Origin of the sequence: endosymbiont of Lamellibrachia barhami, from assembly GCF_011947365.2 — a bacterium.
Taxonomy (GTDB): Bacteria; Pseudomonadota; Gammaproteobacteria; order Chromatiales; family Chromatiaceae; genus QGON01.
This window is the reverse complement of sequence record NZ_JAAVSH020000001.1, coordinates 534,907-549,988: the sequence shown is the minus strand read 5'-3', so window position 1 is coordinate 549,988 and position 15,082 is coordinate 534,907. Positions and strand designations below refer to the sequence as shown.

Annotated in this window: 12 protein-coding genes; 10 read left to right on the top strand and 2 right to left on the bottom strand. The window is 56.6% G+C overall.

What is annotated here, in order from left to right; genetic code table 11:
• Window positions 1–38: 38 nt before the first annotated feature.
• Complete coding sequence (locus G9Q73_RS02325) at window positions 39–4,712, bottom strand: PAS domain S-box protein (RefSeq protein ID WP_177418316.1); 4,674 nt, start codon at window positions 4,710–4,712, stop codon at window positions 39–41.
• 467 nt (window positions 4,713–5,179) lie between these two features.
• Window positions 5,180–5,347, bottom strand: a complete 168-nt coding sequence (locus G9Q73_RS02320; protein ID WP_246344926.1) for a DUF3330 domain-containing protein — start codon at window positions 5,345–5,347, stop codon at window positions 5,180–5,182.
• Between the two features lie 282 nt (window positions 5,348–5,629).
• Here G9Q73_RS02320 and G9Q73_RS02315 point away from each other — a divergent pair, with 282 nt between their 5' ends.
• The 10 genes from G9Q73_RS02315 to G9Q73_RS02270 all read left to right on the top strand — a co-directional run bounded on the left by G9Q73_RS02315 (window position 5,630) and on the right by G9Q73_RS02270 (window position 15,082).
• Complete coding sequence (locus G9Q73_RS02315; RefSeq protein ID WP_281397541.1) at window positions 5,630–6,679, top strand: rod shape-determining protein; 1,050 nt, start codon at window positions 5,630–5,632, stop codon at window positions 6,677–6,679.
• Window positions 6,680–6,801: 122 nt separating this feature from the next.
• A complete protein-coding gene (gene mreC / locus G9Q73_RS02310; RefSeq protein ID WP_369408932.1) occupies window positions 6,802–7,725 on the top strand; it encodes a rod shape-determining protein MreC in 924 nt (307 codons plus the stop codon).
• Complete coding sequence (mreD, locus tag G9Q73_RS02305) at window positions 7,722–8,210, top strand: rod shape-determining protein MreD (RefSeq protein WP_177418314.1); 489 nt, start codon at window positions 7,722–7,724, stop codon at window positions 8,208–8,210. Before mreC ends, mreD begins: the two co-directional genes overlap by 4 nt.
• Before the next feature lie 56 nt (window positions 8,211–8,266).
• On the top strand, window positions 8,267–10,075 hold the full coding sequence (gene mrdA, locus G9Q73_RS02300) for a penicillin-binding protein 2 (protein ID WP_177418313.1): 1,809 nt from the start codon (window positions 8,267–8,269) through the stop codon (window positions 10,073–10,075).
• Window positions 10,076–10,088: 13 nt separating this feature from the next.
• Window positions 10,089–11,216, top strand: coding sequence for a rod shape-determining protein RodA (rodA, locus tag G9Q73_RS02295; protein ID WP_177418312.1), 1,128 nt, complete (start codon window positions 10,089–10,091; stop codon window positions 11,214–11,216).
• Window positions 11,217–11,219: 3 nt separating this feature from the next.
• A complete protein-coding gene (mltB, locus tag G9Q73_RS02290; RefSeq protein ID WP_177418311.1) occupies window positions 11,220–12,236 on the top strand; it encodes a lytic murein transglycosylase B in 1,017 nt (338 codons plus the stop codon).
• A gap of 22 nt (window positions 12,237–12,258) precedes the next feature.
• A complete protein-coding gene (locus tag G9Q73_RS02285) occupies window positions 12,259–13,089 on the top strand; it encodes a septal ring lytic transglycosylase RlpA family protein (protein ID WP_177418310.1) in 831 nt (276 codons plus the stop codon).
• A 181-nt stretch (window positions 13,090–13,270) separates the two neighbouring features.
• Window positions 13,271–14,425: a D-alanyl-D-alanine carboxypeptidase family protein gene (locus tag G9Q73_RS02280; RefSeq protein ID WP_177418309.1), complete on the top strand. Its 1,155-nt coding sequence runs from the start codon at window positions 13,271–13,273 to the stop codon at window positions 14,423–14,425.
• Window positions 14,425–14,700 carry a YbeD family protein gene (locus tag G9Q73_RS02275; RefSeq protein WP_177421208.1) on the top strand — a complete coding sequence of 92 codons (276 nt, stop codon included), beginning with the start codon at window positions 14,425–14,427 and terminating at the stop codon, window positions 14,698–14,700. The genes G9Q73_RS02280 and G9Q73_RS02275 overlap by 1 nt, the downstream gene beginning before the upstream one ends.
• 4 nt (window positions 14,701–14,704) lie before the next feature.
• Window positions 14,705–15,082, top strand: a complete 378-nt coding sequence (locus tag G9Q73_RS02270) for a lipoate--protein ligase family protein (RefSeq protein ID WP_177418308.1) — start codon at window positions 14,705–14,707, stop codon at window positions 15,080–15,082.

Sequence of the window (15,082 nt, the reverse complement as noted above, 5' to 3'; positions counted from 1 at the left end):
TCTATTCTAACCATTGATGTATTGTCATGACACTGGGCTTATATAGCTGTCACGTCGACTTGTTCGACAAGTGCAGCCAACACCTTTTCCAGAGCTGCCGCCAGTTCGCCGGCAACGGGATCTGTTGCAGTGCCACCCTGTTTCGCATTGATCTCGACCTGTGTAGCCAGCTGATACATTCTGTCTGCTTCCAGGTTGCCTGCGATACCTTTCAGGCCGTGGGCGAGAAAACTCAATTGAGTGCTGTCGTGAGCATGCATCGCCTGACGCAGTTTATCCGGCGTTTCCTTACAGCTGTTGAGCGCAGTTTTCACCAGTTTCGTGATGAAGTCTTCACGCCCGCGATAGCGTTTGCGTAGCGCCTCCCAATCGACCGGGGGATCCCCATCCTGGTGAGTGGGTTGGTCAGAGAGATTCTCACTCAACAACGGATACTCCGCTGTGGTATGAGAAAGCAAATCTGCAACACTGCTCGAAACATGCTGTTGAATGGTTTTGACTAATTCATCTGCATCTATGGGTTTCGCCACATGGCCGACCATCCCGCATGCCAGGCAGCGGGCCTTTTCTTCAGCCAGCGCATGTGCGGTCAGTCCGATTACGGGTAATTTCGCCGACAGTTCGCGTATCCGCTGCGTTGCCTCATAGCCGCCCATGACCGGCATCTGAATATCCATCAGCACGACATCAAAGGCATTTTCTCCCTGTTCCTGCAGCAGATCCAGCGCCTGCTGTCCGTGTTCGGCAAATACGACCTGAGCACCCTCCTGATCGAACAGATCGGCCAATATCAGCCGGTTGACCTCGATATCCTCTGCGGCCAGCAGGCGTATCCCCCGCAGACGTTGGCCACTTGCTGGAATTGCCTGCGCTGCTGCATCAGGCACAGCTGTGGCAGGTTCCAGAGGCAGATGCAGAATAAATTCACTGCCACTGCCCAAACGGCTTTTTACCTGGATATCGCCCCCCATCATCCTGGCCAAATTGATACTGATCGACAGGCCCAGGCCGGTTCCACCAAAACGGCGGGTAGTGGAACTGTCAGCCTGCTCAAAAGGCTGGAACAACTGGGCCAGCTGGCTTTCGGCCATCCCGACTCCTGTGTCGCTTACCCGAAACAACAGGGTTTGATTCTGTGCCTCGACAGTCAGCCTGATCTCGCCCTGCTGCGTAAACTTGACGGCATTGGACAACAGATTGAGCAGGATCTGCTCCAGTCGCAGCGCATCGCTTTTCACCCATAGTGGCAATCCATCGGCAAAATCGAGATGAAACGACAATCCCTTATCCTGCACTTGGCTCTTTACCAGACTGGCCGCTCTATCCACTGAGGCAATCAAGTCGAGGGGGCGGTTTTCAATCACCAGCTTGCCCGCCTCTATCTTGGAGAAATCAAGAATGTCGTTGACCACCTGCAAAAGGTGCCGGCCAGAGAGATTGATCCGTGCAAATATCTCCTGTGCTTTCTCAGCGGTAACTCCCCGCTCACCCATCTTCGCCAGACCCAGCACCCCATTCAGTGGGGTACGAATCTCGTGACTCATGTTTGCCACGAAATCACTGCGAACCCTTGCCAGGCGCTGGGCCTCAGCCAGCGCCGTCTGGGTGGCGTGTTCTGCCAGCTTGAGACTGCTGATGTCCTGCACTGTGCCTAGCGCGGAGATCGCCTCTCCCTGGTCATTTAAGTGGATCTCTGCCCGCTCCCTTACCCATTTTTCTTTGCCGTCCACAATAATACGGTGTTCGATATCGTAGGGGGCACCCAACTGTGCGGCATCCCATGCATCCAGTACCCGGTCGGTATCCTCACGATGAAGGGCGGCGACAAAATTACCCAGACTGACCGGAGAATCCACTTCCATGCCAAAGATATGGTAGGTCTCCTTTGACCAGTTCAGCTGGTCGTTAAGGATATCCAGATGCCAGCTGCCCAGATGCGCGATGGTCTGCGCCTGCACCAGGTTTGCCTCACTCTCGCGCAGGGCATTTTCCATTCGCTTGCGTTGTGAAATATCTTCCACTGAAGACCAGATGTATTGCCTGCCATGCTGCTCGATCAGCTGACCATTGAGGCGTACCGGAACGCGTTTTCCACTCTTGTGCAGGTACTCCTTTTCATAGGGACCGTAGCGTCCGCTCTCCTGCAATGCCTGAAGCTGCAAGGCTTCCTCTTGCTCAAAGTCATGCGGGGTGATATCCCAATACGAAAGCGTTTTGGCCTCGCTTTCGTCATAGCCGATGATTCTCAGGTAGGCAGGGTTGACATCCACCAGTCTGCCATCCATGTCGCACAGGACCAGACCAATGGGCGTGGTTTCAAATAGTGTGCGGTTATAAGCGGTAATCTCTTCCAGCTCGGCGGTACGCTCTTTCACCAGATGCTCAAGTTTGTCCTTATGCAGGGCAAGTGCCCGCTGGGTTTTACGTATATCGGTAATGTCGTAGCCCTGTGAGACTACAAAAGTGACCTTGCCATCTGTGTCTTGCAGTACGGTATTACGCCAATGAAACAGGCGGCGTGAACCATCTTTCATCAGCCATTCATTTTCGTAGCTGCCGACGATATTACCGGTGGTAAGATTATTGAAGACACCTTCAACGTCCTCACGGATCTCTTCGGGAATCAGGTATTCCCAAATTGGCTGACCCTGCAACTCTGCAAATGAAAACCCGGTAATCTCCTCTGCGGCATGATTGAAACGGACGATTTTTCCATCCCGCTCCATGACGACGATTATCGAGCCGGCCGCTTCCACCACCGCATCGACAAAATCTCTTTCGGCGCGCAGGCCTTCTTCACTGGCACGTAGCGCCTTCTCGTTGGCATGGTGTTCGATTGCGATACCCGCCAGGTGTGCGAGCTGGGTGATGAGCTCGATCTCAGAGGCCTGTGGCGCCCTCGGCTCATGGTAGTAGAGTGCAAAAGTGCCCAATATTTTGCCCTGGCGATCACGAATGGGCTCTGACCAACAGGCCGCCAGATTGGCCCGTGCTGCCAGTTCGGCATAAGACTGCCAATAGGGATGCTGCTGGATATCCTCAACAATCACCTGGCGGTTTTCGTAAGCGGCTGTCCCGCAGGAGCCGACACCACTGCCGATTTTGGTGCCGTGAATTGCCTCATTGTAGAAATCCGGCAGATTGGGGGCGGCGCCATTGAGCAGGTGCTGTCCTGATTCGTCCAGCAGAAGGACAGAGCACAGAGCACCCTGCATTTCTGACTCAACCAGTTGTACCAGCGTTTCCAGCACGGGTTTCAGTGGCTCGTCCTGCGCCATCTTTTCCAGGATCTTCAGGCGAAGTTGTTCACGCTGCTCAAGTCGTTTACGCGCTGTAATGTCTGTGGAGATTCCGCATAGGCCGTAGATTTTGCCTGTTACGTCATGCAGGGGAAACTTGATCGAGAGGTAATCATGAATACCATCATCGTGCGGCGCCTGTTCATCAAGTTCCAGAAGTTCCTCTGTCTCAAGTACCTTATTATCAACGGTCCTGAAGGCATCGGCAGCCTCTTTGGGGAATATTTCATAATCGGTCTTGCCGAAGATTTCCTCGCGGGATAAGTGGAACAGCTCTTCAAATCGTCGGTTGATCAGCAGGTATTTGCCATCGCAATCTTTCAGATAGATAACTGAAGAGGTGTTATCCAGAATTGATTGCAGACGTTCTTCGCTGACTTGCACCTTGTCCAACAGCTTTCTGTTTCGATCGTTTTCAAGCGAGACGTGGTCCACCAGAGGGCGTACCAGGCGCAGGGTCAGGAAGATACCGATCAACACCAGAATCGACACAGAGAAGCCGACATAGGCGGCATGTGTTTGCGCGGGCGCATAAAAATCATTCGCCTGATCAAAAAACAGCAAGACCCAGGCGGAATTGCCGATCTTCTGGTGAACGATGATGCTCTCCCCGTCGGCAGTCTCAACGGTATGCAGCTCTTCTATGATCCCGCCCAGGGCCTCGTGCATTTCCTGATCAAGAAAGTCTCTGATGTCTGATATCCCAGCATCACCGGAGGCGAAATAATATTCCACACCCGCAGGACCCGGGATACCAATCTGTACACTGCCACGACTCTGCTGGCGCCGGGTAAAGTCCTGAATGGTTTCGCTGATATGATGTGTATCGAACACCACCAGATCGATCCCGACTTTGTCGCCTTTTGGGTTGATGATGGGCGCGCTGACAACCAGCCGCTGCCGACCGTCGACTAGCCCAGGTTTCCCGAGATGGATGGCGTCAGCGCGAAAACCCACAGGCCTGAGTGATTCCGGAATGGCTTCTCCAACCTCTATCAACAACCTGCCATCGTTACCCAGACGACTGATGCCAACCATGTCCGGCGCCATACGCAGGGCATCCATAAGCTTGGGACGGGTAAAGGCACTCAGTGCATCCAGTCCGATCAGGCCATTTCGGTATTTTTCCAATTCCTGACGGATGCGGCTGCGGCTGGTGATCTGTGCTGCAAGATTTTTTAGCCGGGAGATCTCTGATTTGATAGCGGTCTTCTGCAGTGCCACTTCGAACAGTATCGCTGTTTCCAGCTGTTCGGCCTGAGACCGATAGAGCAGCAGTGTGGAGACCGTACCAATCAGAATGCTGGTAACCAGCATTCCCAGCACCACGCGCAGCCGCAACTGCTTGAGCCGCTTGCCGGCCAGCAGCGGATCGGTGGGTGGAATGGACGGGGTCTTTTCGGACAACTGCATATTGTTCCTTTGCGTGCGGGGATCTGCTACGGGTTCTCAAACACGCCGTGGGTACCCAGTCTGCAAGGAAAAACCCATGATCTGCTATGAAATTGGCGCGATAACAGGCTGAAAAAGCGAATATGCATGGGTTGGGTATCGGCATTGGCTGGTGGAACTTTAATGCCATCAGGGAATTCTGCGCAGGCCACAGCGGGGGGGTTGTGACCAATAGAGATCAGCCGCAACTTGGTTGCGATCAATGATCTTCTGTCTCGATGAGTTCAGGACAAGGGACATGCCCGTCCAGAGGAGAAACCATCCGGGACGATGGTTTTTTACTCAAGATATGCCATTTTGGAGTGGATATCGTTTGGAGAAGAAAACCTGCAAGCCGGGCACGAACGGAGCCGGGTGGAAAACCCGGCCTGATAGAAGTCGCTCACACAGCAAAAAGCGGACAGATAAATACTTATCTGTTCGAATCACTACTTTTTCTGCTTTTTCGCCTCATTTTCTGCCTGTTTTGCATAAAACTCTGTACCACAATAGTTCAGGATGTAATCGTCTGCTTCCGACACCCCCATCTCCGACAGAGGGATCTCCCGCATGCAGACATCCTGGCTCAGTTTCTCTACTTCAGTTGGTTTCGGCATTGTCATAATAACCTCCTGCAAATGATTTTCGGCATAAACTCACCTAATACCCCAGCTTTTTACTTGGGATTTATGGTAAGTATAGACCGTTTCCAGCAACTGTAACTTTTCCCTCCCAAGTGAATTTTGCGACCCGGTTTTCTTGCTCAATACCCCCGCCATTGTTAAATTACCCGTTTTGACGGTTTCTTCTGGTTATTCGGATCAGGGTCAGGCATCCTGCCACCCTGTCGCCTCCGATAGCCCGATTTCTCATAACCCACTGCCATACGAAGAATATTTATGCTGTTCCGACGCATACGTGGAATGTTTTCCAACGATCTCTCCATCGATCTGGGTACTGCCAACACGCTGATCTACGCTCGCGGCCAGGGTATCGTGCTCAATGAACCCTCCGTTGTGGCCATCCGGCAGGACCGCGGCCCCGGAGGGGCAAAATCCGTAGTTGCGGTCGGCGAGGACGCGAAAAAGATGCTGGGGCGCACTCCGTCCAACATCACCGCCATTCGCCCCATGAAAGAGGGTGTGATCGCCGACTTTACCGTCACAGAGAAGATGCTGCAGTACTTCATTCACAAGGTGCATGAAAGCCGCATCATCCGGCCCAGCCCGCGGGTTCTGGTCTGTGTGCCCTGCGGTTCGACTCAAGTGGAACGGCGGGCGATCAAGGAGTCGGCAGCGGGAGCGGGGGCGCGTGAGGTCTATCTTATCGAAGAACCCATGTCCGCAGCGATCGGGGCAGGCCTGCCGGTGGATGAGGCGCGCGGCTCCATGGTACTGGATATCGGCGGCGGCACCTCAGAGGTCGCGGTCATCTCTCTCAACGGCATCGTCTACGCCAACTCGGTGAGGGTCGGCGGCGACCGTTTCGACGAGGCGATCATCAGCTATGTACGGCGCAACTACGGCACCCTCATCGGCGATGCCACCGCCGAGAGGATCAAGATTGCGATCGGCTCTGCCTATCCCGGCAACGATGTGAGAGAGATTGAGGTCAAGGGACGCAATCTGGCTGAGGGCATCCCTCGCAGCTTCACCCTCAACAGCAACGAGATCCTTGAAGCGCTGCAGGAGCCCCTCGCGGGGATTGTCGGCGCCGTTCGCACCGCTCTGGAGCAGACACCTCCCGAGCTGGGTTCAGATGTGGCGGAACGGGGCATAGTGCTCACCGGCGGCGGGGCACTGTTGAAGGATATCGACCGGTTGCTGCAGGAAGAGACCGGCCTGCCGGTCATAGTCGCGGAAGATCCACTGACCTGCGTTGCCCGTGGCGGTGGACGCGCCCTTGAACTGATCGATGAACGTGGCGGGGACCTCTTCTCCTTCGAATAAATCGTTTCCCGCCCACCCCCGGCGGGGAGCCAGTCAGGCCATGTCATCCACAGGAGATGCGCCCCGCCGCGAAACCCACGGTATGATCGCGGCGGGGCGCATCTCCTATGCTCTGACCGAGTATTGGGGCAAATCTGGAAAAGGGTTTACCAGCCATCAAACCGATCTTCACACAGGGACCATCGATCACCTCCCGCCTGCTCGGCGCGGCGATCCTCTCCATTGTCCTGATGGTACTGGACCATCGGCAGAACCATTTGGAGACCCTGCGCTCGGCGCTCGCGGTCGCCCTCTATCCGATACAGTATCTCGCCACCCTTCCTGCCTCCCTGGTGGAGGAGATGGGTAATGCCTTCTCGACCCGGGTGCAGATCCAGACGGATCGGGAGCGCCTCTCCCGGGAGAATCTGGAGCTGCGTGGCAGACTATTGAAATTCGAGGCCCTGGAGGCGGAAAACATGCGGCTGCGTGGGCTGCTAGACTCCACCTTCAAGATCGGCGAACGGGTATTGATTGCCGAACTGATTGCAGTGGAGCAGAACCCATTCAGCCAGCAGGTGATCATCGACAAAGGCGACACCTCCGGCACTTTCAACGGCCAGCCGGTGGTGGACGCCCATGCTGTGGTTGGCCAGGTCATCCATACCGATCCCATTACCTCCACTGTGCTGTTGATCACCGATGCCCGGCACGCCCTGCCGGTACAGGTCAATCGCAATGGCTTGCGCACCATCGCCTTGGGTACCGGGCTGATCAACCAACTCGAACTGCCCCATCTGCCGAACAATGCCGACATCCGGCCGGGAGACCTGCTGGTCACCTCCGGGTTGGGCGGACGCTTTCCTCCGGGTTATCCGGTCGCTGAAATCACCGATGTCCGTCACGAACCTGGACAACATTTCGCCACGGTATCCGCCCGCCCAACCGCCCATCTGGATCGTATCCGGGAGGTACTGCTGGTCTGGACACTGAATCCCGATGACCTATTGCAGGAAGCCGCAGTGAGTCCCGAATCCACTGCTGATCCTGATGAGGTAAGGCAATGATCGCCCAGCAGCCGAGACGGAGTTATATCGTCTACCTCACCCTCGCCCTCGGTTTTGTCCTTACGGTGAGTCCCCTGCCTGAATGGGCGATCAATTACCGTCCACAGTGGGTCACGCTGATCCTGATCTACTGGTGCATGGCACTGCCGGAACGTTACGGCGTAGGTGTCGGCTGGTTCACCGGCATTCTCCTCGATGTCCTCACCGGCACCCTGCTGGGGCAACACGCCTTTGGACTCGCCCTTGTCGCCTATCTGACCCTCAAACTGCACCGTCGGGTGCGGGTGCTGCCTCTGCGCCAGCAGATATTCACAATCTTTGTGCTACTGCTGGTGGAGCGCCTGCTGGCAATCTGGGCCACAGGGGCCGCGGGTTATCCGGCGCCCACTCTCTGGTACTGGGCGACGCCGGTGGTGGGCATGTTGCTCTGGCCCTGGATCTACATCATCCTGCGCGATATCCGCCGCCGTTTCCGCGTCCGCTGACCCTGCCCGTGCACCAGTTATCGATAAAGAACCACCTCTTCGAAAGCCAATTCTTCATGGGACGGATCATTGTGGCTGCAATAATCGTCACACTGACGCTGTTGTTGCTGCTCACCAGGTTGCTCTACCTGCAGGTATTGAACCATGAGCATTTCACCACACTCTCCCAGGATAACCGGGTCAAACTGGAACCCCGTCCACCCACCCGCGGACTGATCTACGACAGTCATGGCACCATCCTGGCGCAGAATCTGCCGGCCTACAGTCTCGATATCACCCCGGAGAAGACACCGGACATCGAGACCACGATCCAGGCACTGTCGGAGATCATTCCCATCAACGAGGATGACCGAAAACGCTTCAAGCGACTGCGTCAGCAACGGCGGCGTTTCGACAGCATCCCCATCCGTGTTCGACTGAGTGATGAGGAGGTAGCACGATTTGCGGTGAATCAGCATAGATTTCCGGGGGTCGATGTTCAGGCCAAACTGTTACGGGATTACCCGCTGCAAGAGCAGACCGCGCACGTATTGGGTTATGTGGGCCGCATCAATAAGCAGGAACTGCAGCAGATCGACACTTCGAACTACAGCGGCACCACCCACATCGGAAAAAACGGTGTGGAGAGGACCTATGAAACCCAGTTACACGGCAGCGTCGGCCTGCAGCAGGTGGAGGTCAATGCCAAGGGGCGGGTACTGCGGGTACTGGAAACCCAGCCGCCGCAGCCCGGTGAGAACCTGCACCTGTTTCTCGACATGGATCTACAGGCGACCGCCCTGGAGGCACTGAAAGACTACAGCGGCGCCGTGGCCGCTATCGACACCCGTACCGGCGGGGTACTGGCGCTGGTCAGCAAACCCGGCTACGACCCCAATCTTTTTGTCGAGGGCATCAGCAGCAAGGCCTATACGGCGTTACGTGATTCACTGGACAAACCCCTTTTCAACCGGGCCATCCGCGGCCAATATCCGCCTGGGTCAACCATCAAACCCTTCATCGGTCTGGCGGGGCTGGAGACCGGCGTCGTCAGTTTCAATCAGCAGACCTATTGCCCCGGTTTCTACCAGCTGCCCGGGCACGAGCATAAGTACCGGGACTGGAAAAAAACCGGCCATGGCCAGATGGCGATGGAGGATGCCATTATCCAGTCCTGCGACGTCTACTACTATGAACTTGCCAGAACTCTCGGCATCGACCGCCTGCACGATTTTCTCACCACAATCGGCTTTGGCAGCAGAAGCGGCATCGACCTGACAGGCGAACGATCCGGGCTGTTGCCCAGCCGCGAATGGAAACGCAAAGCCCGGCGGGAACCCTGGTACCCCGGCGAGACGCTGATCACCGGCATCGGGCAAGGTTACTTCCTCACCACACCGCTGCAGCTCGCCAGCGCCACCGCAACCCTGGCCAACCGCGGCCAACGCATCCGCCCGCGGATGGTCGAAAGCATCGATCTGCCGGATGGCACCAGGCAAGTAACCCAAATGGAGAGCACCCAACTCACACAGGTGGACCCAGAGCACTGGGAGCAGGTCATCCACGCAATGCAGCAGGTGGTCGAAGGCATGCGCGGCACCGCCCGGCGCATTCGCTCAGACCACTACAGCATCGCAGGCAAGACCGGTACCGCACAGGTCTTCACCGTCAAGCAGGATGAAGAGTACGATGAAAAGACGGTGGAGAAACGCAAACGCGACCATGCCCTGTTCATCGCCTTCGCGCCGGTGGAGGAACCCAGGATTGCGATAGCGGTGATCGTCGAAAACGGTGGCCACGGCGGCTCTGTGGCCGCCCCCATCGCCCGCAAGGTACTGGATCGCTACCTGCTCAAGGAGGCTAGCACTCCAACAAGGTTGTATTGATGGAGTACATACCATGACCGGCATATCCTTTACCCATGAGTCACAACCCGCCCGGCCTACCGGCCTGCTGGCCTGGCTTCACCTTGACCTGCCGCTGCTTACCGGACTGATGCTGCTCAGTGGCGTGGGGCTGCTGATCCTCTACAGCGCGGGGGATCAGGAGTGGGCACTGATCCAACGCCAGCTAATCCGTCTGGGCATAGCTTTCGGTGTCATGATTATTTTGGCCCAGTTACACATCACCCATCTGCGCCGCTGGTCGCCCTGGCTCTATATCGCCGGCGTACTGATGCTGGTAGCGGTCATCCTCTTCGGTCAGACCGGCAAGGGGGCGCAACGCTGGCTCGATCTCGGCTTCTTCCGCTTTCAACCCTCTGAGATGATGAAGCTGGCCCTGCCCATGATGATCGCCTGGTATCTGGCGGAGAAACGCCTGCCGCCGAAACGGCGACGCCTGCTGGCCGCCGCTATCATGACCCTGATCCCTGTCCTGCTGATCGCCAAGCAGCCCGACCTGGGCACCGCCCTGCTGGTAGCGAGCGCCGGCATCTGCATTCTCTTCCTCGCCGGCATCGGCTGGCAGTTGATCAGCCTCTTTGCTGCCTCCATGGCGGCGCTTGGACCGGTGATCTGGTTTTTCATGCACGACTATCAGAAACGGCGGGTGCTTACCTTCATCAACCCGGAGAACGACCCACTGGGCGCGGGTTACCATATTATCCAGTCGAAGATCGCCATAGGTTCCGGCGGACTGACAGGTAAGGGCTGGCTCAACGGCACCCAGTCCCACCTGGAGTTCCTGCCGGAACGCCACACAGATTTCGTCTTCGCCGTCATCTCCGAGGAGTTCGGACTGATCGGTGTAGCCGCCTTGCTGGCCCTCTATTTTTTCATTATCCTGCGGGGACTCTATATCGCCACCCAGGCACAGGACACCTTCAGCCGATTGCTGAGCGGCGCATTGACCCTGGTCTTTTTCGTCTATCTCTTCGTCAACATCGGCATGGTATCCGGCGTGCTTCCTGTGGTGGGTGTGCCGCTGCCACTGATCAGCTATGGAGGGACTTCACTGGTGACCATTCTCGCCGGGTTCGGTATCCTCATGTCCATCCACACTCATCGCAAACTTTTGCCGACCTGACACATGAAACAGACATTCAGAATACTCTGTACCAGCCTGCTGCTTACTCTCGCTGTCTCCAGCGCCCAAGGCGCCGACCGCATCCCTCGCGAAACGTTTAAGGCGTTTGCTGCCGAGATGGCACAGAAACACGGCTTTTCCGCTGAGAAACTGGAGAACCTGCTCGCCGGAACCCACTTTCGGGAAGACATCATCAAGGCGATCACCCGTCCAGCGGAATCGAAGGAGTGGCGCGAATATCGTCCCATCTTCCTGAAAAAAGGCCGCATCGATGGCGGGGTGAAATTCTGGAAAGAACACGAGGCGCTACTTGAACGGGCAGAAAAGACCTATGGGGTACCGCCGGAGATCATGGTTGCCATCATCGGTGTGGAGACCCGTTACGGCGCGCACACCGGCCGCTACCGGGTGCTTGACTCCCTCACCACCCTCGCATTCGGTTATCCCAAACGCGCCAAGTTTTTTCGCAGTGAACTGGTGGAGTTTCTTCTGCTCAGCCGGGAGGAGGATATCAACCCGGCAACCGCCAAAGGCTCTTACGCAGGCGCAATGGGCAAACCCCAGTTCATCTCCAGCAGCTACCGGCATTACGCAGTGGACTTCGACGGAGACGGCAAGCGCGATCTGCACAACAGCGATGCCGACGTGATCGGCAGCGTGGCCAACTATTTCAAACGCCACGGCTGGCGACGGGGTGAGATGATCACCCAGCAGGCCAGGAGCGAAGAGCGCCATGAGAAATATGTTCAGGCGGGGATGAAACCCAGCATACCGGTCTCTGAACTGATGGCATCCGGCCTGCGGCCGGACGGTCTGATCCTGCCGGAACCGGAGGCGCTGTCGAGCCTGATCCTGCTAAAAGGCAAACACGGGGACGAATATTGGTTCGGGCTGCATAACTTTTACATCATTACCCGCTACAATCACAGCAATCTCTATGCGATGGCAGTCTACCAGCTCAGTCAGGAGATCAAGGCGGCCCGTCAGGCTGCCATGGGCGCACCCCCGCCAGCAACTTAGACGACAGGATGGGTATTGAATCATGAGGAGCGCTAAGCACACGACCATCAACCTCGCTGCCCTCAGCCTGCTCACAGCGCTGGCCGGCTGTTCCATCGGCCCCTCCATCATCGAGCAGGATATCGTCGACAGCGGCCCGTCGGCTGCCCCGCCGGTGGACATCGACAGCATCCCCGACGCGATACCGAAATTCGAAAGCCGCAGCCGCTACGGCAACCCCAGCTCCTATGTCGTACGCGGCAAGCGTTACTACACGAAGCAGAGCAGCAAGGGCTACCAGGAACGGGGCATCGCCTCCTGGTACGGCAAAAAATTCCACGGCCGACGCACCAGCAGCGGCGAAACCTACAATATGTACGGCATGACCGCCGCCCACAAAACCCTGCCGCTACCAACCTATGCCCGTGTCACCAATCTGCGTAACAACCGCAGTGTCGTGCTTAAAATCAACGACCGGGGTCCTTTTCACGACAACCGGCTGATCGATCTCTCCTACACCGTAGCCCACAAGCTCGGCATCATTGGCAGTGGCACCGGTCTGGTGGAGGTGCGTGCACTCACTCCAGGCGAACCGGAACCTTCACCGGCGTCATCGGTCGAATCCGTGGCAACAGAGGCAACCCGTCTCTATCTCCAGGTCGGCGCCTTTGGCAGCCGGGATAACGCAGACCGGCTGCAGTCCCGTCTGCAAAGCGATCTCAACACCAATGTGCGGGTACTGGAGGGCAGAAGCGCCGATCAACTGGTCTACCGGGTTCAGGTCGGCCCGATTTCCGGTGTGGATGGCACCGACAGCCTGAGCAGGCGTCTCGATGGGCTGGGCATCAGCAATACCCATGTCGTGATCCAGTAGATGCATCCACCCACAGTGGTTTGCGTCCTGTTCCGCAGTCTATAAAATAGCGGATCAATTTATTGGCCAGAATTTTCCATAGGGGTCGAAGTCAAATTTGATTGAAGCAACAAGGTTTCACCACCGCGATACCCATCAAATTTGACTCCGACCCCTCCCAATTCACAAACCCGGTAATCCCATGTCTGCGAAGTTTTCAAGACTCTCCCTGCTCTATATCCTGATCCTCTGCTGGTTCCTCCCCGCCACTGCCGCACTTGCCAAGCAGCCGATCCCAACCCCGCCGAAACTCACTGCCAGCGGCTATCTGCTGATCGACTTCGACTCCGGCAAGATATTGGCGAACAAAAACCCAGGGCAGCGACTCGAACCCGCCAGCCTGACCAAGATCATGACCGCCTATGCGGTTTTCCGCGAACTCAAGGAGGGCAATATCCGCCTGGACGAGGAAGTATTGATCAGCGAAAAGGCCTGGCGCACCGGCGGTTCAAAGATGTTCATTGAAGTGGGCAAGCGGGTCAGACTCGAGGACTTGATCAAGGGCATGATCATCCAGTCCGGCAACGATGCCTGCGTGGCGCTGGCGGAACACATCGCCGGCAGTGAGTCCACCTTCGCCGAAGTGATGAACAATCACGCCCAACGCCTGGGCATGCTCGACAGCCATTTTACCAATAGCACGGGCCTGCCGGACGAGGATCACTACACCACCCCTGAGGACATCGCCAAGGTTGCCATTGCCACGATCAGGGAGTTTCCGGAGTACTACGAGTGGTATCAAGAGAAATCCTTTCTCTTCAACAAGATCAAGCAGCATAACCGCAACAAACTGCTGTGGCGGGATAAGAGCGTGGACGGCATGAAAACCGGCTACACGAAAGCCGCCGGGTATTGTCTCGTTGCATCGGCCAAACGCGAAGAGATGCGTCTGGTCTCCGTGGTAATGGGTACCAACAGTATAAAGATCCGAGCCAGTGAAAGTCAGTCCCTGCTCAACTACGGCTTCCGCTTCTATGAGACACACAAACTTTATGGCACAGGGGATGTTCTCAACCGGGTACGCATCTGGAAAGGCGATCGCGAATCATTGCCCTTGGGACTGGGCAGCGACCTGAAGGTCACTATTCCCCGCAAGCAGTACAAGAACCTGAGTGCCCGTATGGAGGTGAATCCGAAGATCATGGCGCCGATCCACAAGGGGGCGGAGCTTGGGCGGGTCAGCATCACGTTGGATGACAAAGAGGTTGCCAATGTTCCACTGATTGCACTTGACGAGATCCCGGAGGGCAGCCTCTGGCAACGCGCCAAAGACAGCGCCCTGTTATGGCTGGAATGATGAAAGACGCACATGAGTCAGAGACGCTGCTGGAGTTCCCCTGTGACTTTTCCATCAAGGCTATGGGTAGGGCGGAACCCGGCTTCGATCTGCTGGTGGTGGAGATGATCAGGAGCCACGTCCCCAACCTGCATGAGGGCGCGGTCAAATCACGCTCCAGCAAGGGAGGCAAGTGGGTTTCAGTCACCGTCACCATACAGGCCAGCAGCAAGGCTCAACTGGATGCGATCTACCTCGACCTCACCGCCCATGAAAAGGTCGTGATGGCGCTATAGAACTGTGAGCAAATCCCTCCTGATCCGCCAGCTTGGCCTGCAGCCCTACGCAACCACCTGGCAGGCAATGCAGGACTATACAGACCGCCGGGATGCAAAAAGCCGTGATGAACCTGGCTACTGCAACAACGCCGGTATTCACCTCGGCCAGGCTGGCAAACCGGAACACCTGTTTCGACCCGGTACCATCCTGGCCATCGTGCGACCGGCGGCTAAGTCACCTATCACTAAGCCCTCACAAATGATCGTCTGCCTGATGCCTGACTTGCGGGGCGCAAAGATCGGGTACGCGCCCTGGTATCACTCCTGGAACAGAGTGCTATCGATCTGTTGGCCGCCCCTGGGAGCAATACGTGTAAATCTGACCAGCAATACTCGATAA